This window comes from Staphylococcus saprophyticus subsp. saprophyticus ATCC 15305 = NCTC 7292, from assembly GCF_000010125.1.
In the GTDB taxonomy this organism is placed as follows: Bacteria; Bacillota; Bacilli; order Staphylococcales; family Staphylococcaceae; genus Staphylococcus; species Staphylococcus saprophyticus.
Genome location: NC_007350.1, coordinates 555,510 through 576,801, shown reverse-complemented (window position 1 = coordinate 576,801; position 21,292 = coordinate 555,510). Strand labels below are relative to the sequence as shown.

Annotated in this window: 19 protein-coding genes; 8 read left to right on the top strand and 11 right to left on the bottom strand. The window is 33.0% G+C overall.

The window, feature by feature from the left end; all coding sequences use genetic code 11:
* Positions 1 to 117: 117 nt before the first annotated feature.
* Together SSP_RS02625 and SSP_RS02620 are read left to right on the top strand one after the other, a co-directional pair.
* Positions 118 to 792 (top strand): response regulator transcription factor, encoded by a 675-nt coding sequence (locus tag SSP_RS02625; RefSeq protein WP_002482492.1) that lies wholly within the window; start codon positions 118 to 120, stop codon positions 790 to 792.
* Positions 785 to 2,167 carry a HAMP domain-containing sensor histidine kinase gene (locus tag SSP_RS02620; protein WP_011302492.1) on the top strand — a complete coding sequence of 461 codons (1,383 nt, stop codon included), beginning with the start codon at positions 785 to 787 and terminating at the stop codon, positions 2,165 to 2,167. Before SSP_RS02625 ends, SSP_RS02620 begins: the two co-directional genes overlap by 8 nt.
* A 164-nt stretch (positions 2,168 to 2,331) precedes the next feature.
* Here the strand turns inward: SSP_RS02620 and mqo are convergent, their stop codons facing one another.
* Positions 2,332 to 3,810 carry a malate dehydrogenase (quinone) gene (mqo, locus tag SSP_RS02615; RefSeq protein WP_011302491.1) on the bottom strand — a complete coding sequence of 493 codons (1,479 nt, stop codon included), beginning with the start codon at positions 3,808 to 3,810 and terminating at the stop codon, positions 2,332 to 2,334.
* 392 nt (positions 3,811 to 4,202) lie between these two features.
* Between mqo and SSP_RS02610 the strand changes: the two genes are divergently transcribed.
* Positions 4,203 to 5,351, top strand: a complete 1,149-nt coding sequence (locus SSP_RS02610) for a glycosyltransferase family 4 protein (protein ID WP_011302490.1) — start codon at positions 4,203 to 4,205, stop codon at positions 5,349 to 5,351.
* Between the two features lie 148 nt (positions 5,352 to 5,499).
* Here the strand turns inward: SSP_RS02610 and SSP_RS02605 are convergent, their stop codons facing one another.
* Positions 5,500 to 7,101: an L-lactate permease gene (locus SSP_RS02605; RefSeq protein ID WP_011302489.1), complete on the bottom strand. Its 1,602-nt coding sequence runs from the start codon at positions 7,099 to 7,101 to the stop codon at positions 5,500 to 5,502.
* A 297-nt stretch (positions 7,102 to 7,398) separates the two neighbouring features.
* Between SSP_RS02605 and SSP_RS02600 the strand changes: the two genes are divergently transcribed.
* Positions 7,399 to 9,087 carry a CDP-glycerol glycerophosphotransferase family protein gene (locus SSP_RS02600; protein WP_011302488.1) on the top strand — a complete coding sequence of 563 codons (1,689 nt, stop codon included), beginning with the start codon at positions 7,399 to 7,401 and terminating at the stop codon, positions 9,085 to 9,087.
* A 91-nt stretch (positions 9,088 to 9,178) separates the two neighbouring features.
* Here the strand turns inward: SSP_RS02600 and SSP_RS02595 are convergent, their stop codons facing one another.
* Both SSP_RS02595 and SSP_RS02590 read right to left on the bottom strand, forming a co-directional pair.
* Positions 9,179 to 10,003, bottom strand: coding sequence for a hypothetical protein (locus tag SSP_RS02595; protein WP_011302487.1), 825 nt, complete (start codon positions 10,001 to 10,003; stop codon positions 9,179 to 9,181).
* Positions 10,004 to 10,254: 251 nt separating this feature from the next.
* On the bottom strand, positions 10,255 to 10,773 hold the full coding sequence (locus tag SSP_RS02590; RefSeq protein ID WP_011302486.1) for a GNAT family N-acetyltransferase: 519 nt from the start codon (positions 10,771 to 10,773) through the stop codon (positions 10,255 to 10,257).
* A 272-nt stretch (positions 10,774 to 11,045) separates the two neighbouring features.
* Between SSP_RS02590 and SSP_RS02585 the strand changes: the two genes are divergently transcribed.
* A complete protein-coding gene (locus SSP_RS02585; protein ID WP_011302485.1) occupies positions 11,046 to 12,035 on the top strand; it encodes an acryloyl-CoA reductase in 990 nt (329 codons plus the stop codon).
* 231 nt (positions 12,036 to 12,266) lie between these two features.
* Entirely contained in the window at positions 12,267 to 13,631 is a 1,365-nt protein-coding gene (locus SSP_RS02580) for a sugar porter family MFS transporter (RefSeq protein ID WP_011302484.1), read from the top strand.
* Between the two features lie 70 nt (positions 13,632 to 13,701).
* On the opposite strand, the gene SSP_RS02575 is transcribed toward SSP_RS02580, so the two are convergent.
* Together SSP_RS02575 and SSP_RS02570 are read right to left on the bottom strand one after the other, a co-directional pair.
* Positions 13,702 to 14,103: a GNAT family N-acetyltransferase gene (locus tag SSP_RS02575; RefSeq protein WP_011302483.1), complete on the bottom strand. Its 402-nt coding sequence runs from the start codon at positions 14,101 to 14,103 to the stop codon at positions 13,702 to 13,704.
* Between the two features lie 150 nt (positions 14,104 to 14,253).
* The gene (locus SSP_RS02570; protein WP_002482481.1) at positions 14,254 to 15,285 is read right to left on the bottom strand and encodes an NAD(P)/FAD-dependent oxidoreductase; all 1,032 of its coding nucleotides are present in this window, start codon (positions 15,283 to 15,285) and stop codon (positions 14,254 to 14,256) included.
* A 117-nt stretch (positions 15,286 to 15,402) separates the two neighbouring features.
* On the opposite strand from SSP_RS02570, the gene SSP_RS02565 reads away from it, so the two are divergent.
* Positions 15,403 to 16,320: an ABC transporter substrate-binding protein gene (locus SSP_RS02565; RefSeq protein WP_011302482.1), complete on the top strand. Its 918-nt coding sequence runs from the start codon at positions 15,403 to 15,405 to the stop codon at positions 16,318 to 16,320.
* A 104-nt stretch (positions 16,321 to 16,424) separates the two neighbouring features.
* Here the strand turns inward: SSP_RS02565 and SSP_RS02560 are convergent, their stop codons facing one another.
* The 5 genes from SSP_RS02560 to SSP_RS02540 all read right to left on the bottom strand — a co-directional run bounded on the left by SSP_RS02560 (position 16,425) and on the right by SSP_RS02540 (position 20,294).
* Positions 16,425 to 16,838 carry a DUF2871 domain-containing protein gene (locus SSP_RS02560; protein WP_011302481.1) on the bottom strand — a complete coding sequence of 138 codons (414 nt, stop codon included), beginning with the start codon at positions 16,836 to 16,838 and terminating at the stop codon, positions 16,425 to 16,427.
* A gap of 209 nt (positions 16,839 to 17,047) precedes the next feature.
* The gene (rpiB, locus tag SSP_RS02555; RefSeq protein WP_002482477.1) at positions 17,048 to 17,494 is read right to left on the bottom strand and encodes a ribose 5-phosphate isomerase B; all 447 of its coding nucleotides are present in this window, start codon (positions 17,492 to 17,494) and stop codon (positions 17,048 to 17,050) included.
* Positions 17,495 to 17,524: 30 nt separating this feature from the next.
* The gene (dhaL, locus tag SSP_RS02550) at positions 17,525 to 18,157 is read right to left on the bottom strand and encodes a dihydroxyacetone kinase subunit DhaL (RefSeq protein WP_011302480.1); all 633 of its coding nucleotides are present in this window, start codon (positions 18,155 to 18,157) and stop codon (positions 17,525 to 17,527) included.
* Positions 18,158 to 18,169: 12 nt separating this feature from the next.
* Positions 18,170 to 19,168, bottom strand: coding sequence for a dihydroxyacetone kinase subunit DhaK (locus tag SSP_RS02545; RefSeq protein ID WP_011302479.1), 999 nt, complete (start codon positions 19,166 to 19,168; stop codon positions 18,170 to 18,172).
* Between the two features lie 43 nt (positions 19,169 to 19,211).
* Positions 19,212 to 20,294, bottom strand: a complete 1,083-nt coding sequence (locus SSP_RS02540; RefSeq protein WP_041784771.1) for an MDR/zinc-dependent alcohol dehydrogenase-like family protein — start codon at positions 20,292 to 20,294, stop codon at positions 19,212 to 19,214.
* A 175-nt stretch (positions 20,295 to 20,469) separates the two neighbouring features.
* Between SSP_RS02540 and SSP_RS02535 the strand changes: the two genes are divergently transcribed.
* On the top strand, positions 20,470 to 21,234 hold the full coding sequence (locus SSP_RS02535; protein ID WP_002482473.1) for a DeoR/GlpR family DNA-binding transcription regulator: 765 nt from the start codon (positions 20,470 to 20,472) through the stop codon (positions 21,232 to 21,234).
* Positions 21,235 to 21,292: the final 58 nt, after the last annotated feature.

The following is a 21,292-nucleotide window of genomic DNA, read 5'->3' as shown; positions in this document are numbered from 1 at the left end:
TTATGCTATCAATGTGAACTCAATATGAACGCATCTAAATTATTTCATTATTATAAATTGTATCGTCGAAGTGTTACATTTATAATAATCATAATACTTAATAAGGAGACCTTGCGTATGACAACCTGTCTAATTGTCGATGATGACCCAAAAATATTAGAATATGTTTCGAAATATATTGAACGAGAGCATTTCGAAACAATTGTCCAATCTAGTGCAGAAAATGCTTTATCTTATCTTGAAACACATCAAGTTGATATTGCAATTGTAGATGTGATGATGGGAAAAATGAGTGGATTTGAATTATGTAAAATACTTAAAGAAGATTTCGATATCCCGGTCATTATGTTAACTGCACGGGATGCTTTAAGTGATAAAGAACAAGCTTATTTAACAGGTACAGACGATTATGTTACAAAACCTTTTGAAGTTAAGGAATTGATGTTCAGAATTAAAGCGGTACTTAAACGTTATAATGTTAATATAAATAACGAAGTTTCAATCGGTAATCTGACATTAAACCAATCCTATTTAGAAATTCAATCTTCATCAAAATCAATGAATTTACCTAATAAAGAATTTCAGTTACTTTTTTTACTTGCTTCTAATCCAAGACAAGTCTTTAATCGTGATGCATTAATTGAAAAAATATGGGGCTTTGATTATGAAGGTGATGAACGTACAGTGGATGTTCATATTAAGCGTTTGAGAAAACGACTTGAAAAAATAGATGCTTCTGTAACGATTCATACTGTAAGAGGATTGGGCTATAAGGTGGATGATCATGTTTAAATCACTCTATACACGAATAGCCATTTACACAATCACTGTTATGATATTCTCTGCAGTTGCTAGTTTTCTCTGTACTAATATTATTTATCATAACTACTTAAAAGAAAATAACGACGCTAAAATCATGCGCACATTAAAGGATTCAATTCAATATCAAAAAGAATCAAGGATTGAAGCATCTGCACCCTTTTTCAAACACTTGGGAGAGATGAATTATCAAGTGATGACAATTTCTGAAGATGGCCATCGTACATATTATGGCACTGAATTCAGAAAAGATAATATTAGCAAAAAAACAGCTGAATCTGTATTACATGGTAAGGATTATCATGGTATTAAAAATTTACCCTATAACCCTATTATCACTGGTTTTTTTGAGAATACAACGAAAAATACCGTTGGTATAGCTTATCAATCTAAAGGACATACATATGCTGTTTTTATGCGTCCTGACATTGGCAAAACCTTTAGTGAATTTAGAATATTTCTTGCGATTCTAATCACATTATTACTACTTTTCTCAATTATATTGGTTATTTCATCTACTTATGCGATTATCAAACCGATACAACAGTTGAAACGTGCTACAGAACGATTGATGCATGGTAACTTTGATGAGGTCATTCATGTAACACGTAAAGATGAATTTGGTACATTACAATATCGTTTTGATAAAATGCGCCTATCTCTCAAACAATTAGACGATATGAGACAACATTTTGTTCAAAATGTATCGCATGAAATTAAAACACCGCTAACTCATATTCATCATCTACTTGATTTATTAAAGTTTGCTAAAACGGATAATGCACGTGAGCAATATATTGAAGAAATATATGAAGTCACAACACAACTTAGTGAATTAACAAAAGCATTGTTACTGTTATCAGAAATAGATAATGGCGCGCATTTAGACTTTGATGATGATATTCAATTAAATCAGTTGATTAAAAAAATAATTAGACATGAGCAATTTTCTGCCAATGAAAAAGATTTAATTATAATGTCAGACTTAGAAACAATTAGTATGAATGGTAACGAACGTTTATTACATCAAGCCTTTCAAAATTTGATTACCAATGCGATAAAATACTCAACAACGGGTGGCATGGTTGACGTCACACTTTCACAAAACTTAGAGACAATTACATGTACAATTACAGATGACGGCCAAGGCATGTCAGCCGAAACACAAGCTCGTATATTTGAACGATTCTACAAGTCAAGTAATCATGATAATAGTAATGGCCTCGGTTTAGCGATAGCAAAAGCAATATTTGAACTGCACCATGGCACAATAACGGTAGATAGTGAAAAAAATGCTGGAACGACCTTTACAATCACATTCAAAAAGGTGCCTAAGACAATAAGTTAATTCGATAAAACGATGCCCTACATTTACAACCCATACAATGAATTAGGCCGAGACACATTTTGATGTCTCGGCCTAATTTAACATGAATAAAAGATATACAATGCACAATTTCTACTTCATTAGTTCACGGCTTATTTATTTGTCGTCCTTAATCACCAATAACTCTAGTTAATTTTAAGATATTTCGTAATCTCTTTGTTTAATTGCGTATAAAGTGCTTCATTCTCAGATAATTTCATACCGAAAGAAGGAACCATTTCTTTAATTTTTTCTTCCCAACCTTCAAATTCATCTTTATAGCAACGTTTCAATAAATCTAACATAATATCTACCGCCGTAGAAGCGCCAGGTGAAGCACCAAGTAATGCAGATAATGAGCCATCTTCAGAAGTGATGACTTCTGTACCGAATTGTAAGGTACCTTTACCTTGATCAGTATCTTTGATTACTTGTACTCTTTGTCCTGCAACAACAACTTCCCAATCCTCACTCTTTGCGTTCGGTACAAATTGACGTAAATCTTCCATACGTTCTTCGTTGGATAAGGTAAGTTGTGAAATAAGATATTTCGTTAAATTCATCTCTTTAATTCCCGCAGAAAGCATGGTAATTATGTTATTAGGTTTAACAGACTTGATTAAATCCATATTTGAACCTGTTTTTAAAAACTTCGGTGAAAAACCAGCAAAAGGTCCAAATAAAATTGTGCGTTTACCATCTATATAGCGTGTATCTAAATGTGGTACAGACATTGGCGGCGCGCCGACTGGTGCCTTACCGTATACTTTAGCTAAATGTTTTTTGGTAATCGCTTCATCTCTACACACTAAGAAGAGCCCACTAACTGGGAATCCTCCTATATGTTTAGATTCTTTGATACCTGTTTTTTGTAATAATGGTAAACTTGCGCCACCTGCACCGATAAATACAAAGTCGCTTTCTACAATTTCTATAGTGTTTGTATCAAGATTTTTAACTTTCACTTCCCAAACACCGTCTTTACGCTGTTTAATGTCTTCAACTTCGTGTTTATAATTTAATGCTACATCTTTATCTTCTAAATTTTCAAATAATTTTTTAGTCAATGCACTGAAGTTAACGTCTGTACCTGTTTTATCATAACTAATCGCCATGGGGATATTAGAGGTACGTCCTTCCATAATTAAAGGCGTCCATTCAGTTATCTTATCTTTATTGTCCGTGATTTCCATATTACTAAATAAAATGTTTTTATTTAGTTTTTCTACACGTCTTTTCAAAAAGTCTACATTTTTAATCCCTTGAACAAAGCTCATGTGAGGCACTGGTTTAATAAATGCTTCTGGATGATCGAGTTGCCCTTGTTTCACTAGATAGCTCCAAAACTGTTTGGAAACTTGAAATTGTTCATTGATTTTAACCGCTTTTTTGATATCAATTGTGCCGTCTTTATTTTCGCTCGTATAATTTAATTCACATAATGCAGAGTGCCCTGTGCCCGCATTATTCCACGCATTCGAACTTTCTTCAGCAGGTGTTGATAACCTTTCATACATCTTAATTTCTTTCTCAGGAGCGATTTCTTTTAAAATCGTCCCTAGTGTTGCGCTCATGATACCGCCACCAATTAAGATGACATCTGTTTTGCTATGTTGTGTACTCATAACAAATACAGTCCCCCTTTTATATGTGTTTAATAGAAACGTTATCTTTACTTTTATAATACGTTCACTAATTTAGTAAAGCGTTTTCTATAACTTAAAAATAAAAAATTCGTCTTATTGCCATTTATGTATTTAACGCAATAACACAATTACTTCATACCTCTCTAATTATATACGTAATTATCGCATGAAAAAAGGGGTTTCAGTAATTTTACACAAATTTTGTTAATAAGTGTTAACTAGAATATATCATATTTTGATGATTATACTTATTAAAACGAGGTATACTTTATTTATCACAACGTTTTATAAACAAAGAAAATATAGAAATCCACCACACATTTCGTGATATAATGGATTTCAATTTAAGTAAAGTACGCTTGGAGGTTTTTATGAAATCAATCACTTTTTTTATGCATAATTTTTATGCGATGGGTGGAACGGTAAAATCGATTTCCCAAATCGCTAATGTTCTAGCTGAAAAAGGACATCACGTGGAAATTATTTCCGTTTTTAAAGGAGACACATCACCTTATTTTGATATCAATCCATCCATTAAAGTTAAGCCCTTAGTTAACTACCAATTACATCCCTTTAATTTTAAAGATATCTTATTTAATCGTATTACTAAATGGACATCCTTATCGAAACCCAAGTATATTTCCCAACACGAACCTGGTCTTAATCAATTTTCACATTATATAGAAAAGAAAATGATTAAAGCAATTAAACATGTTAATACCGATGTCCTAATTGGGACACGCGCAAGTTTTAATATACTTATCGCTCAACATGCGCCTATGAAATGTGAAAAAATTGGTATGGAGCACATGAATTTTGATGCGCATCCAGAAGCATATCAACAAGAAATCATTAATGCCTATAAAAATCTAGACAAATTAACAACATTAACTGAAACTGATAAAGTAAAATATCAAGATTACATACACATCCCTACTTTTGTAATCCCAAATATTATCAATGAAACACGCTTACAAGAACAAAAAGTTAAAAATATTAGTGCCGCCGGACGTTTAGAATACGAAAAAGGCTTTGATTTACTGATTGACAGTATTAATCTAATTCAAGAAAATATGAGACAATTTGGATATCAGGTCCACATATATGGTGATGGTAAAGAACGAAACAACTTATCCAAGTTGATCCGTAAAAATAACTTAGAGGATATTGTTTTTCTTCAAGGCGCAACACATCAATTAAATGAAAAATTAGCTAAAAGTGAACTGACAGTTATTCCATCCCGCAATGAAGGGTTTGGCATGGTTATATTAGAAGCAATGAATCAAGGCAGTGTCGTAGTAAGCTTTGACGGAAATGCTGGTCCTGAATCAATTATTCAAAATAATGTAAATGGCTATTTAATTGAACATGGCAATGTAGACGCTTTAGCAAACAAACTACGCCGTCTCATTAACCAAGAATTTAAAGATCAAGTTATTATCGAAAATGGTTATCAAACGGTTGAGAATTATGAGCCAAATGCAATCTATCTTTCTTTTAGACATATGCTTGATACTTAGACATTAGATAAACCGACAATCATAGGATTTTCACCTTACACAATGCAAAAACGCCTACAAAGTAGACATACATATGACTACTTTGTAGGCGTTTGTTTTATAATAAGCTATTAAAAATAAATCCATTTGAAATTAATATCTGTTTTTTCTATATAAATATATTTAATAAGAAAGTCCAAATACATACGAAAACCAGTAAAGCCACACTATAACGAAGTGTCATTTTAAGTAATTCTGATTCTTTACCTACTTGTTGTACAGAGGCTGTTGCAATAGCGATTGATTGAGGTGAAATTAATTTTGCTGCAACACCACCCACGGTATTTGCAGAAACAAGTAACGCACCACTTGCACCAATATTGCTTGCTACCGCGGCTTGAATTGGCGCAAATAAAGTATTGTTATTCGTAACTGAACCAGTTAAGAATACACCAATCCAACCTAAAATTGGTGATAATAATGGGAAAATACTACCTGTTTTCGCAATTCCCTCACCTACTGCATTACTCAAACCTGCATAAGTCATTAATTTAGAAATAACTAAAATAAAACAAATCGTAATGATTGGTAACCATAACTCTTTAAATGCGTTCTTGAATAAACGCACACCATCTTTAAAATGTACTTTATTGGACATCAAAATTGTAATAACAATAACGATTAAAATAGCTGTTCCTGTTTGACCTATGATGTTTAACGGTAATGTGATCGCCTTATTAGCGATTTCACTATATGTACCTGGTAGTGCAATGTTGAACACGAATGATTCTAGCGCACCACCTGGAACAAACAACGCTTTAAAGAAAGATGCACTCCAAATCATTACAACTACTGTTAAAATGACGAACGGACTCCATGCATAAATAATCTCTTTAGGTTGATGTTTGCTGATTTTTGGAGGTTCTTCATCTTTATTAATTCTAAAGATATGTTTTGGCTGGAATTTTTTAGAAAATATTGCAAGTGCCATCATTGCACCTAATGGTGGTATGATATCTGCTAATTCTGGGCCTATAAACACCGTAATGATTGCTTGTAAAACAGTGAAAGTAATCGCAACTACAAGTATCGCTGGTAGTGTTTCTTTAATACCTTTAAATCCGTCTATAATCCATATTAATAAAAATGGAATAAGCATATTCATAAGCACAAGTGTTAAAGCAGACATAGAAGAAACTGCCATACCTGTCACACTATCGTGTAAACCTAATGTGTCTATAACTGTAACTGGTAAACCAATGGCACCAAAAGCACCTGCTGAAGCGTTTGCAATCAAACACAACATGGCAGCTTGCAATGGCGCAAATCCTAATTGTGTAAGTAATAAAGCACAAATAGCGATAGGTACACCAAATCCAGCAGCACCTTCTAAAAATCCATTAAATGCGAATCCAATTAATAGCAATTGAATACGTTGGTCCTGAGAAATGCTCGATATACTATCTTGAATCGTATCGAATTGACCAGTTTCATTCGTAATCTTATAAAGTAAAACTGCCATTACAACGATATAACCAATGGGTATAATCCCTTGGAAAAATCCTTCTACAACAGCACCTGATGCAATATTTACAGGTAGTTTAAAGAAGACGATAGCAATAATAACTGTAACAACAACAGTTGTGATTGATGCATAAATGCCTTTCATTTTAAAAATAGTTAAACATAAAAGAAATAAAACAATCGGCACTGCTGCAACAATTGATGATAACAGGACGTTATCAAAGGGGTTAAACGTATCTACAAACATTTTGACTCACTTCTACTTTCTACATATATTTATGATTGTGTATAAAAACGATTCCTTATTGTGAATTTTTTCACAATTAAATTATAGCATTTTTTCTACCAAATTCAATAAAAATTTAAAATATTATTTTTAAATGCGACAACTTATACCCTATAATTACATTTAATTTACATTGCTGTAAAGAATAAATTTAAATATAGTGAGTTTTGCTCGGGGTTTTTTATTCACGGATATCTTTTGTCTCACGTACGCAACATGGTAAAATAAGATTATTAACTATTAAGTAGAGGGATATTCATGATAAAACAAATTGAAATTACTGCAGTTCATGATTTAGAATCTGAGCTGGAGAAAGCTAGACACGAAGACTGTACACACTTTGTCTTAATAAATGACAGCATAGACATATATCAACCCATGCTTGAGGCTGTATCATTAAAACCGTGTACGATTGTAGCGGACTATACAGTGAAAAATCAATATATCAACGATTGCACATACTTCGGTAAATCAGACATTACATTTAATGATTGGATAGAAAATATTAATCATTTTCCAAATGTGATATATCATATAGAAACAACACAATCTATCTTAAATAATTACGATATTAATAATATATTCGATTTGGCTCTGATATCTTTAATGCAAGATGATGTCATTACAGATAGTCATGTCGTTTTTAACTTTAATTCTGAATTTATAACAAGTAGGCGCATTTGGCATGATATTAAAAATCTAACGCCATTAAATACTACAAAATTCAATTTAAACAAATTAGCTTATACGCATAATCACCCGTTGCCCTTTAAAAACAACGAAATATTAGCTCCTGATCAAATGCGTTTTACTGACAAATGTTTAAATCGCACGCATTTTAAATTACCACATTGGTTATTTAAAATGATTCAAAATCACTTTGTAAAGAAACACCAAAATATGAGCTACATATATGAAAAAGATAAATCAAACATTAAAGACCATATTGTATTCTTAGGTTTTGATTATGGTTTCAGAGGTAATTCTCGCTATTTGTTCAATCACTTTGCAAAACATTTTTCTAAGTTACCCATATATTTCATTACGAATGATGTAAATGGACCCAATTTTATAAAACCAGATGACCCTAAAGCCAAGTCTCTCATAGAAAGTGCCCAGGTTGTTATTTTGGAAAGCTATATTCCAGACAATTTAAAACCAAATGGTACCATTATCCAACTATGGCATGGCACACCAATAAAAAAATTGTTTTTAGACAGTATGGAACCAACGCAAAATCTTAACATTTATAATTATCGAGCACGTAAATATAATAAATGGTTACAGCAAGATTATTTTATCAGTGACTGTGCCCCAATTATTGAACACTTTAAATCTGCTTTTCCACAACAACAAACTCATATTTTAAATTGTGGCTATCCAAGAGTTAGATATTTAATGGACAAACAATCTGATAAACATTATATTTCTTTCATCAAACAAGAACTTAAATTGGATCCTGACAAAGAAACACTATTATATGTTCCAACTTGGCACTCACATTTTGATGAAGTTGATTTATTGCCTATAAGTGACGGGTTACTTAACAAATATAATGTGATATTCAAAGGACATATTGAAGATCAATCAGATTATATGCCTGAAAATGCAATCATTGCACCTACGCATATTGAAGTTCAAGATTTATTGTTAGTATCTGATATTGTATTGACTGATTATTCATCGATTATATTTGATGCCCTATCGATAGATAAAGTTGTATGTCAATATACACCAGATCATGAAAAATATGTAACAGAACGTGGTGTATATGATGACGTGATGCACGCATTATCAACTGTACGTTATAGTGATTCAAAAGCATTGTTAAATGATTTAATCAGTCATCAAATGAAAGATGTTCATCATACTGAATTTATTAATAAAGATAATCATGCCTTTGAAACAATTTCTCACATCATTCATAAATGTATTAAATCTAAGTAATTGAGACTATGTCATAACTAAATAACAAACAAAAAAGTGAGCCAGACTTCATTAAAAGACTGGCTCACTTTTTCTAAACCTAAATTCAATATTATTGTTGATAAGCAGGGTCCACTACTCTAACAGTACCTTGTTGATCAACTGTAGCTATTGTATATGTTCCAGGTTGCGCTTGATTTTGGAAACTGAAGATATAGCTATAATTTCCTTCGCTACCTTCAATTGCATAATCATTATATGGATTAGATTGTCCATTTAAACCATTCACTTCAGTTGTAGCATTATCTAAAGCATTTTGGAAATTCGGTAAGTTTTGTAATGCAGCTTGTGAATCAGGTGTACCAGATGTAATATTTTGTGCTACTGGCACTGCATTTTGACCTTGATACGGCGCTACGTATTGCGATGTGTTGGCACTAGAAGCACCATTATTTGCATCTGCACTTGCATTATCATTTGAATTACTACCATTAGCATCATTCATAGCACCATTCTCGTTGCCATTACTTTCTGAAGATGTGGCATTGTTAGCATTGTCATTGTTTCCTGATGCATTATCTCCATCAGCATTTGAACTTGAGCCATCACTATTTGCGTTACTGTCATTGTTACTTGATGAACTATCTGAACCTGACGCATTATCCGAGCTGTTTTCATCATCTCCATTATTGCGATCACTTGAACTACTGTCATCAGATTTACTATCTGAATTTTTGTCTGAATCTGAATTGTTATCTTTGTCTTTATCAGAATCATTGTTCTTTTTGTCATCGTTCTTAGAATCTTTGGACTTATCATCAGAAGATTGATTGTCTTTTGAACTATCATCCTTTTTACTGCTGTCATCATCACTACCATTTGAACAAGCAGCTAGTGCTAATGATAAAGTCAAAAACCCTGCTAATAATTTTTTCATATATGAAAACCTCCTTGAATTTATAATACTCATGACACAAAGGTTACTTAGTATGTATCACGCTATCATTTAGGGTTGATGAGAATTATTATGTTATTCACTATAAATTCAAAAATAAACATCTTTCATCAAAATTTTTTCAAAAGAAAATATAAATTTAACAAAATCAAAACAATTTTTAAGTTTATATTGATAGATTACACATCTTCGACAATTTAAATCATTACACATGTTAAATTAACATACCTAGGTCAGATGTCTCTCTCCATTATCAAGTCGGTATCTACAACATTCCCTGTATAAAATTGATGTTCACCTGTCACCGACAATCCTTGCTTTTTATAAAAATTAAAAGCCTGTGCATTATGTTCCCACACGCCTAACCATATTTTCTTTTTATTTAATTCACGCGCTTTCGCAGTGGCAAACTCAATTACTTGTTTGCCCCGCCCACCACCTTGGGCATGTGGTAAAAAGTAGATACGTTGAATCTCAAGATACGCATCCCCCTTTGGTTCAGTTTGTGCTTCATTAATGTTTAATTTAAAATATCCAACAATGTCACGATTTTCCTTATAGAAATAAATGAATGAATTGTCATCTTTTAACTCTTGTAGTAATTGATCTTTTGCATAAGCCTCATCAAAGTATGCGTCGAAATCTTCATCTGTATATTCACCATGCTCAAACGTCGTCCTAAACGTAGTGATACTTAATTCTCTTAATACTTTAACTTCATCTAGTTTAACCATTTCTATAGATTGATCCATTCCGCTTTCACCCCACATTATATTTTATTGTCATTATACTAAAGTCGAAGACAGGTTACTATTTTAAAAAGCACCTGACTCAGTTCTAACTTATTCACTCTATATAGAATAAATCTACGAATTTTATGTAATTTAAAAGTTTTTTTAAATTAAAACGCTTTCTTATAAATACTCTAGGTTTGGCTTATTGTGTAATATTCAATTACATGATAAAGTAGGTCTTGTTTTTTAATTGTTCGTAATTTTTATACATAAGGGAGTGCCATTCAGTAATGACTAACACATTCAAAGCCTTTGTAGTCGATGAACAAGACGGCAAAGTCGTGAATCAATATAAAGATATTTCAGTAGATGCTCTACCAGAAGGCGATGTACTTATTAAAGTAAAATATTCTGGAATCAATTATAAAGATGCGCTTGCTACAGTAGAAAATTCAAAAATTGTTTCTTCTTATCCAATGATTCCAGGTATTGATTTAGCTGGTGTTGTAGAACATTCAGATACACATGCTTTCGAAAAAGGCGATGAAGTCATCGTTACGGGTTATGACTTAGGGACTAGCCATTTTGGTGGTTTTAGTGAATATGCACGTGTTAAAGAAGAATGGATTGTACCATTACCAAAGGATTTAACATTAGAAGAAGCAATGATTTATGGTACAGCTGGATATACAGCTGGATTAGCTATTGAAAAGTTAGAACATAACGGACTTTCTATCGAAAAGAAAGATATACTCGTACGTGGTGCTACCGGAGGTGTTGGTACATTAGCGATTATGATGTTAGATTCAATTGGATTTGATGTTATTGCTAGTACTGGCAAAAAAGGTGCAGAGGACAAACTAAAAACGCTTGGAGCTAAAGAAGTTATTTCCCGCATTGCTAATAGCGATCAAAAAGCACTTGGCAAACGAACTTGGCAAGGTGTCATTGACCCAGTTGGCGGAGAGAGTTTATCACAAATCGTGAAACAATTGGATTACAATGGTATGGTTGCTGTTATTGGTATGACAGCAGGTGCAAAATTTGATAGCTCAGTATTTCCATTTATCTTGAGAGGCGTAAGTATTATAGGTATTGATTCAGTTTATACTGAAATGAGACAACGCAAACATATCTGGCGCCGTTTAGCTAAAGATTTAAAACCAGATAACTTACATGATATTAAAAAAGTAATCCACTTTAATGATATTGAAGATAATATTAAACAAGTACTTGAAGATAATAATTCAGGTAGAATCGTCATTGATTTTAATGCTTAATCCTTAATCCTTAATCCTTAATCCTTAAAATAAACCTTAATTTTCTTTTAAAAAGGAAATTAAGGTTTATTTTTTTATCGATTTAAACGCGTCCCTTTTTTATTCGTATATGAATAAAATGATATCTAATATAAATAGATATGAATAAATAAAAATCTTATATTTTAATATTTACAACCAAAATATGAAAGCGTATACTTATTGATATCGAAACTTATCAGGAGGGTTTTTATGGGAATTAAAGTAGATAAAAAACTCATCTTTTTCCTTGGTGCATTGGGAGGTTTACTCTATGGTTACGACATGGGAGTAATATCGGGTGCTCTATTATTTATAAAAGATGATATACCATTGAATAGTGTTACAGAAGGATTGGTTGTTGCATCTATGCTTGTCGGTGCCATCTTTGGTTCTGGTGCAAGTGGGCCATTATCTGACAGACTTGGCCGTAGACGTGTGGTATTTGTGATAGCTATTGTTTATATTGTTGGTGCACTTATCTTAGCATTAGCACCTTCAATGCCCGTATTAGTTATAGGTCGTTTAGTTATCGGATTGGCTGTTGGTGGCTCTACTGCCATTGTTCCAGTTTATTTATCTGAAATGGCACCTACGGAACAACGTGGTTCTTTAAGTTCTTTAAACCAATTAATGATTACGATTGGTATCTTATCTTCATATTTAATCAACTATGCTTTCACACCTATCGAAGGTTGGAGATGGATGTTAGGTCTTGCAGTTGTACCGTCACTTATTTTATTAATTGGTGTCGCATTTATGCCTGAAAGTCCTAGATGGTTACTTGAACATAGAAGTGAAAAAGCAGCACGTGATGTTATGAAATTAACATTTAAAGACAGCGAAATCGATAAAGAAATCGCAGATATGAAAGAAATTAATAGTATCTCTGAAAGTACATGGAATGTTTTAAAATCACCATGGTTACGTCCAACACTGATTATTGGTTGTATATTTGCTTTGCTACAACAGATTATCGGTATTAACGCCATTATATATTATGCACCTTCTATCTTTAGTAAAGCAGGATTAGGCGATGCTACTTCTATTTTAGGTACTGTTGGTATTGGTACTGTGAACGTTATCATTACGATTGTTGCAATTATGATTATTGATAAAATTGATCGTAAACGCTTATTAGTCATTGGTAATATTGGCATGGTTGCTTCATTACTTATTATGGCCGTATTAATTTGGACAATTGGTATTCAATCTTCTGCTTGGATTATCGTGGCTTGTTTAACGTTATTCATTATATTCTTTGGTTTTACTTGGGGACCTGTATTATGGGTAATGTTACCAGAGTTATTCCCTATGCGTGCACGTGGTGCCGCAACGGGTGCCGCAGCATTAGTATTGTCAATCGGAAGTTTATTAGTTGCTCAATTCTTCCCAATATTGACTGAAGTCTTACCTGTAGAACAAGTATTTTTAATTTTTGCAGTGATCGGGATTTGTGCACTAATATTTGTCATCAAATACTTACCTGAAACACGTGGTCGTAGTTTAGAAGAAATTGAAGCTGATTTACGTTCTAGAACAAATGCCACAGATGCAAATATTCATGAATCAAAATAATTTATAAACTGACACACATAAGGGTGAATCGCCATAATGCGACTCACCCTTTTTTATTGCCATACTATGCTTAAAATTTGATATACATACCACAAGAATGAGGTTCTGTAGTGATAAATCCATATTGTGCGTATAATTGATCTGCTGGATAATCAGCCATTAAACTAACATAAGTACCTTCTTCAGCTTCATTTTCTACATATGACATGATATGCGACATAATCGTTTTACCATAACCTTGTCCTTGAAACTCAGGGTTTACAGCAATATCAATAATTTGAAATGCTGTACCACCATCACCTATGACACGTCCCATACCTATCAAGTCTGTTCCATGATATATGGTCACATTAAAACATGCATTGCTAATGCCCTTTTCCGCAGCTTTTTGTGATTTCTCACTTAACCCTGCTACTTTTCGCAAATTTCTATAATCAACTACACTAGGTGCTTCATGCTTTATCTCTATCATCGTGCCACATCTCCTATAACTTATGTTTTCTATATTATGATATAGTCCGTAATAATTCTCAAACTATCCTTCATATAAATAATGATTTTTGTATAAAAAAATCGACAACGGTTTTTCCGCTGTCGTTTAAAAAGCATCATGTGCTGTAAGCTATAAATATTTTTTCATAACTACCTTATTAGATTCTTTGAAAATCTCATTATGGCTAGAAACATAGCCTTCTGCTTTTGCTTTTGGTTCTATATAAAGTTTAGCTAGGTTAGCTGCATTCGCAGCGTCACTAAATGCACTTGCAATTAAATGTGCTTTAGCTTCATGATAAATAATGTCACCACATGCATATAGACCATCGATGCTTGTAGCAGTATTACCAAAGCCCTTAATGCTATATTCATTAAACATATCTACTTTAGCAGAAGATTGTTCAAGTAATGTATTCTCTCTATCAAAGCCATGACTAATGATGACATCATCAAATGATTTTACAGTATGTTCCCCAGTTTCAATATTCTCTAAGATGACTTGCTCAATCTGCGTTTGCGTTTCATCACCAATTAATTGATGTATATGTGTATTCGGTAATTTTTTAACGTTTAATTGTTCCAATTTTTCTTTCATGACTTCATAACCTTTAATATCAGCTTTTCTATATATTAGCGTTACACTTTTAGCATAGCCACTTAAATCATTTGCCCAATCCAATGCTGAATTGCCAGCTCCTGAAATCAATACATGTTTGTCTTTGAATTTTTTTAATGACTGAACGACGTAATGTAAATTTGTCAATTTGTATCTCTCTGCATCCTTAATATCGAGTTGCTTCGGATTAATGATGCCGCCACCAATCGCAATAATAACTGATTTACTAGAAAATACATTACCTTTATCAGTTTCAACTTCAAAGTGTTGTTGTTCTATTTTCCTGATATCAATCACACGTTCTTCTAAATTTACTTCTGGTTCAAAATGCAAACCTTGCTTAACTGTATCTTGAATTACTTCAAAACAAGGTTTTGGAGCTAACCCACCAATATCCCAAATAATCTTTTCTGGATATACATGCATTTTACCACCAAGTTTATCCTGGATATCTATAATACGCACACGCATACCCCTTAAGCCTGAATAGAAACTAGCAAATAATCCTGCAGGACCTCCGCCAATTATAATAACATCATCCATAAAGCATCCTCCCAAAATTCAGCTTGTGTCTTTCCTACATTATGCTATAATTGATAACGATTATCAATGAAAACCTTTTAATTTTCAAAATTCTTAAAATTTAGGAGCTGTTAATCTGTGAAGAAATTGTTATTAATTTTAATTTGTTTGACATTATTTGTAGGCGCTTGCAGCACACAAGATTCAAGTAAAAAGAACGATAGTGAAAATAAATCCACTGAAAAATCTTTTAAGGATGATACAGCTAAAGAAGTTAAAATTCCTAAAAACCCTAAAAGAATTGCTGTTTTACACCCAACTTATATCGGCGCATTGGTAAAATTTGGCCATAAGCCGATTGCCGTACCAGAATTTGTAGAGAAAAACAAAGTATTAAATGATGCTACAAAAGGCATTAAGCGTATTGATAATACCAGTGTTGAACAAGTTACTAAACAAAAACCGGACCTTATCGTAACGACAATACAAGATAAAAATATTAAAAAATTACAGAAAATTGCTCCAACCGTAGCTTTTGATTCAGAAAAATCTACTTATAAAGACCATGCAAAAAAACTTGCCGCTTTAGTCAATGAAGAGTCGAAAGCTAAACAATGGATTAAAGACTGGGATAAACAAATGGCCGACGATAAAAAAGAATTGTCACCATTAATTAAAGGCAAGACTGTGTCAGTATTGCAACAAACTCCAAAAGGTACTATGGCATTTAGTGATCATTTAGGTAGAGGCACAGAAATCTTATATGATGGTTATGGTATGAAGCAACCTAAAGCGCTAGAAAAAGCAACTCAAGACAAATTTGCCACACCTATTAATCCTGAAAATTTCAAAGATTATATAGGCGATTTTGCAGTTATTGCGACAAATGGTGATCAACCTGCACCGTTCGAAAACACTAATTATTGGAATAATCTACTAGCAGTTAAAGATAATCAGGTGATTAAATTTGATGTTACAGAAACACAGTATAATGACCCTATTTCTTTAGAAAAACAACGTGATATTTTTTATAAAGCATTAAAATCAAAAAAATAATATAGTACATCTCGTTTCATTTTTACTAGTACTGTAGATAAAAATTATTTATAAAAAAGCAAAAGCTGCCAACAATGGTTTACGCATTGTTAGCAGCTTTTTAATTAATCCCTTGGGTCTTTCACTATTGCATTTCTTAATAAGAAGAATAATAGTATAAAGCCAGCAGTTAAAATCGTATGACCTATACCTGCATATCCCGCAAAAGATTCAGGCACAGTCAATCCAATGACTTGGTATGTACCTTTTGTAAACATCATACCTATTGTCGTTAATACGCCAATATTATAAACAATAAAGAACCAATTAAATAAATAATAACTACTTAGTTTAAATACTTTTACAACAGGCAATAAAATCAAATGCATAAACATCCCTAATATAAGGGTATGAGTATGTACTACAACGAGTTGTGTATCACCAGTGAAATGATGTGCAAGCGTCAATTCACGATAATAGAAACCACTGAGTAAGCCTAAAACTGTATAAATTAAAAAAGCATATAATACTCTACGCATAGATAATCCTCCTCAAGCATATTATATGACAATTATCTTAAAATTACAGTGACAATTCTTCAAACATATAGAAATACTACGACGTCTTTGCTTTACCTTATATATAACCACGTCTTGTTTATCACATAACTACAAATTAAAAACTAAGCATCCTATTTTTAGCGCTAGTATAGGATGCTTAGCCTTTATATTATTAATCCAGTTATGTTTTACTTATTTTCACTTTCTTCCACTTTATCGATCTTATCAACTTTGCGCTGTGAACCACCTTCCCAACTCACATTAAGATAAGCTTCAACATTTTTTTTAGCAACTTCAACACCTATAATTTGTGCCCCCATAGTTAAAATCTGTGCATTATTGCTTAATTGTGCACGTTCTGCAGAATAATAATCGTGTGCTAATGCTGCACGTATGCCTTTTATTTTGTTTGCAGTAATTGCTACACCAATACCCGTACCACAAATCAAAATACCGCGTTCGTTTTCACCTTGTTGAATGCTTTTTCCAACTTCAGCCGCTACATCAGGGTAGTCCGTTTCAGCACATTGATGACAACCAAAATCTTCAACTACATGTCCTAAATGCTCAACATGCGCTTTGACCGCTTCTTTTAAATCATATCCATTATGGTCTGCACCAATTGCTATTTTCATTAAAATTCCTCCTTAAATTTTCTTCATACCTTATATAAATGCTTTAAATGTATCTAGCATCAAATAGGCAGACATTGCGCCAGGATCTACATGTCCTTGGGAACGATATCCCAAACGTTTTGATCTTCCTTTATTCGATACAATATCTTTAGTACTTTCCATACCATGTTTTGCTTCACCTAACGCTACTTGAAATGCATCAGCAAACGATTCCCCTGATTGTTGTGCATGTTCTAATGATTTGTAAAAAGGTTCAAGTGTATCTATCATCGTTTTATCGCCTATTTTAGCTTTACCTCTATCCTGGATTCCTTTACAAAAAGCAATCCAATATTGATAGAGACCTTCATCATCTAAAGATGTCTCATTTTTAACAGCAACGGCACCTTTTAAATAGCCAGAAGCGTACAATGGTCCGACAGATGAACCGACAGCATCTAAGAAACGCTTACCAACTGCTACACTAATTTTTGAAATATCATCTTGGTCTGCCAATTCATTTTGAATTGTTTCTTTAACAGCTTGATAACCGATATCCATCGTTACGCCATGGTCACCGTCACCAATTTTTCTATCCAATTCGCAAAGTTCGTCTTTTTTATTTTCAAAAAGTTCGGTTAAAGCTAAAATATACGCTTTAAATGATTCATTTGTTAATGTCATAATGCGCTCCTCCTAAATGACTTTGAAATTTGGACAATCTATAGGATGATCTATACAGCGCTTCAATGTATCATCAACTTTCATCAATGTAATTGAAAATCCACCCATTTCCATTGAAGTAATGAAATTCCCTATAAATGTTCGGTATGTGTTGATATGATTATCTTTTAAAATTGCATCTACTTCTTTATTGGTAATATAAAGTTCCATTTGTGAAGTGGCGCCCAAACCATTGATTAAGACAACAACATCATCTTCAGCGTGATAGATGTCTTCTTTTAAAATATTTTGCATAATAACTTGAACCGTTTCTTTAGCTGTGCGAATTGTTGTTTTTTCAATACCAGGTTCACCGTGATGACCTAAACCGATTTCCATCTCATTATCTTTTAAATCAAAGCTTGGTTTACCTGTTTGCGGCAAATAACATGGACTCAAACCAATACCCATTGAACGCGTTTGATCGTTTGCCAATTGCGCAATACGTCTAACTTCTTCTAAATCATAACCAAAGTCTGCAGCCGCACCAGCCGCTTTATAAACTAATAATTCTCCTGCAATCCCCCTGCGATCATCTATATCTTTGGAAGAAGCGACGTCATCATTACCAATCACTGCCTTAGTCACAATATCATCTTCAATTTCCGTCATTTCACTCGCCATTTCAAAATTCATTAAATCTCCTGCGTAGTTTCCATAGATATAAAGTACGCCATGGCCATGATTTATTTCTCTTGTAACTGCCTGTATAGGTATTGGCGAAGGTGAAGCAAAAATATTTCCAACGGCTACACCATCTGCCATACCTTTACCAACATATCCTAAGAATGCTGGTTCATGACCAGAACCACCACCTATCAATATGCTAACTTTTCTTTTGTCATTTCTCTTTTTGCCTATTAAAGCTCTCTTATGGAGTTCAGAACGTCTAATATATTCTGGATAAGCAATTAGATAACCAGACATTAGTTCCTCAATCACATTATCTGGGTTATTAATCATTTTTTTCATTTTAAAACGCTCCTTTTACGACGTTGTGTTTGACAATATTAATTTATGGTACTAGAACCACTTTTAGCGATTGATCTCCTTTTTTCATCAATTCAAATCCTTCTTCAAAATCTTTTAAAGGTAGTTGATGTGTGACAACGCCATCTGTAGGGAAGTCGTCTTTTTGAATACCATCTATAACCAATGGATAACAATAAGGTCCTAAGTGACTACCCATTAAATCTAATTCTTTACGGTCAGAGATAATACTCCAATCCACCGTGACTGGATCTCCAAAAACAGAAAATTCTACAAAACGACCTAATTTTCTAATTGCACTTAAACCTTGTTCTACAGACTTAGGATGGCCAGTTGCTTCAATATACGTATCACAACCATATCCTTCTGTCATATCTTTAATTTCTTTTACAACATCCACTTTTGATGGGTTCATAACAATATCAGCACCAAATGCTTTAGCTAATTCTAATCGATCATCTTTCATATCTAAGACGACTAATGTTTCCGCACCCGCTTTTTTAGCTGCGCCAACCATACCTAAACCTAGTGTACCGGCACCAGATAGGACAACAAAGTCACCTAATTTAATATTGGCACGTTGAATGGCATGCAAGCTACATGCATATGGTTCAATTAAAATGGCTTTTTCAATAGGCATATCTTCTGGTACTTTGTAATTAATAGCCTCTTTAGTAAATTTCATATATTCCGCCATACCACCGTTAACATTGTTTTGGAATCCATAAAGATCATGTTTTTCACACATCCAATATTCGCCGCGGTTACAGAATCTACAATTCCAACAAGGTACGATTTGTTCTGAAATCACACGATCTCCAATTTCAAAATCTGTAACATCTTCTCCTTTTTCTACAATGCGTGCTATAAATTCATGTCCCGGAATCATAGGTGCTTTAATGTATGAAGGTTGCTTTTCATCACCCCAAAAACTTGGTGCACCGCCATAAGCCTTTATATCACCAGCACATATACCACATGCTTCAACTTTCACAACAATTTCTTTAGGATGTTCTATCGTTGGCGTTTCAACTGTTTCATATTTATATTCTCCAGGCGCGTATGCGACTACTGCGTTCATTGTTTCAGGATAATTTTTCTTACTCATCATTAACAGCTCCCTTATCATTTTTAGAAAACGCTTTCATCTATATGTGTAATTCTAATATACTTTTTCATTTATCACAAATATTTTTTCATTTATTTTCGTTTTGTTTTCTTTTTGTTTTCTTATATAGAATTTATGTTAATATAAAAGTGATACTAAAGAGGATGTGAAGCACATGAAAATGTATGCAGATGAACGCAGAGAACATATATATTCGTATATTAAATCTCATAAACGCGCAACAGTAAAACAACTATCTGATTACTTAAGTGTTACTGAAGCAACAGTAAGAAGTGATTTACGGAGACTAGAAAGTGAAAATAAATTAACACGTACACATGGTGGCGCTAAAGTCACAGAAAATATAGGCTCTAAATTTAACTTTTCTTATCGTTTAACACAAAAACACGGTGAAAAATATAAAATAAGTAAGTCCGCCTTAAAAAAAATTAAACCGCAACAATGTATTATGATTGATGCAAGTTCGACTACTTATGAACTCGCCAAATTACTTGCAGAAACTACGATGGAACTGACAATTATTACAAATGGTCTAGAAAATGCCGTACTATTAAAAGAAAATCCACATTTAACCGTTCTCGTAGTTGGTGGTTTTGTTTCACAAGATTCAAACGCGATAACTGGGAATATCGATTCTCAAATTCTAGAAATGTATCACATTGACTATTTCTTTTTATCTGCAAATGGTTTTACGTTAGAAAATGGATTAACTGATTTTTCATTACCTGAAGTACAATTAAAAAAACAAATGGTACAAGAAAGTGAAAACGTCATCGCTCTCATTGATAAAAGTAAATTTGGTGTTTCTTCAACACTTTCCTTTGCGAAAATATCTGATATTAATGAAGTCATTACGGATGAAAAACCAGAACATAAATGGCTTAAACATGTCCCGTTTTCAGTAACCGTTGCACAATAACAATAATGAAGTTTCACTGAATCGCACATGCATATGGTATATTTTTAATTTCAACATC

Coding starts and splice junctions, on each gene's coding strand:
- SSP_RS02625 (WP_002482492.1), top strand. CDS start 118: ATGACAACCTGTCTAATTGTCGATGATGACCCAAAAATATTAGAATAT.
- SSP_RS02620 (WP_011302492.1), top strand. CDS start 785: ATGTTTAAATCACTCTATACACGAATAGCCATTTACACAATCACTGTT.
- mqo (WP_011302491.1), bottom strand. CDS start 3,810: ATGAGTACACAACATAGCAAAACAGATGTCATCTTAATTGGTGGCGGT.
- SSP_RS02610 (WP_011302490.1), top strand. CDS start 4,203: ATGAAATCAATCACTTTTTTTATGCATAATTTTTATGCGATGGGTGGA.
- SSP_RS02605 (WP_011302489.1), bottom strand. CDS start 7,101: ATGTTTGTAGATACGTTTAACCCCTTTGATAACGTCCTGTTATCATCA.
- SSP_RS02600 (WP_011302488.1), top strand. CDS start 7,399: ATGATAAAACAAATTGAAATTACTGCAGTTCATGATTTAGAATCTGAG.
- SSP_RS02595 (WP_011302487.1), bottom strand. CDS start 10,003: ATGAAAAAATTATTAGCAGGGTTTTTGACTTTATCATTAGCACTAGCT.
- SSP_RS02590 (WP_011302486.1), bottom strand. CDS start 10,773: ATGGATCAATCTATAGAAATGGTTAAACTAGATGAAGTTAAAGTATTA.
- SSP_RS02585 (WP_011302485.1), top strand. CDS start 11,046: ATGACTAACACATTCAAAGCCTTTGTAGTCGATGAACAAGACGGCAAA.
- SSP_RS02580 (WP_011302484.1), top strand. CDS start 12,267: ATGGGAATTAAAGTAGATAAAAAACTCATCTTTTTCCTTGGTGCATTG.
- SSP_RS02575 (WP_011302483.1), bottom strand. CDS start 14,103: ATGATAGAGATAAAGCATGAAGCACCTAGTGTAGTTGATTATAGAAAT.
- SSP_RS02570 (WP_002482481.1), bottom strand. CDS start 15,285: ATGGATGATGTTATTATAATTGGCGGAGGTCCTGCAGGATTATTTGCT.
- SSP_RS02560 (WP_011302481.1), bottom strand. CDS start 16,838: ATGCGTAGAGTATTATATGCTTTTTTAATTTATACAGTTTTAGGCTTA.
- rpiB (WP_002482477.1), bottom strand. CDS start 17,494: ATGAAAATAGCAATTGGTGCAGACCATAATGGATATGATTTAAAAGAA.
- dhaL (WP_011302480.1), bottom strand. CDS start 18,157: ATGACATTAACAAATGAATCATTTAAAGCGTATATTTTAGCTTTAACC.
- SSP_RS02545 (WP_011302479.1), bottom strand. CDS start 19,168: ATGAAAAAAATGATTAATAACCCAGATAATGTGATTGAGGAACTAATG.
- SSP_RS02540 (WP_041784771.1), bottom strand. CDS start 20,294: ATGAGTAAGAAAAATTATCCTGAAACAATGAACGCAGTAGTCGCATAC.
- SSP_RS02535 (WP_002482473.1), top strand. CDS start 20,470: ATGAAAATGTATGCAGATGAACGCAGAGAACATATATATTCGTATATT.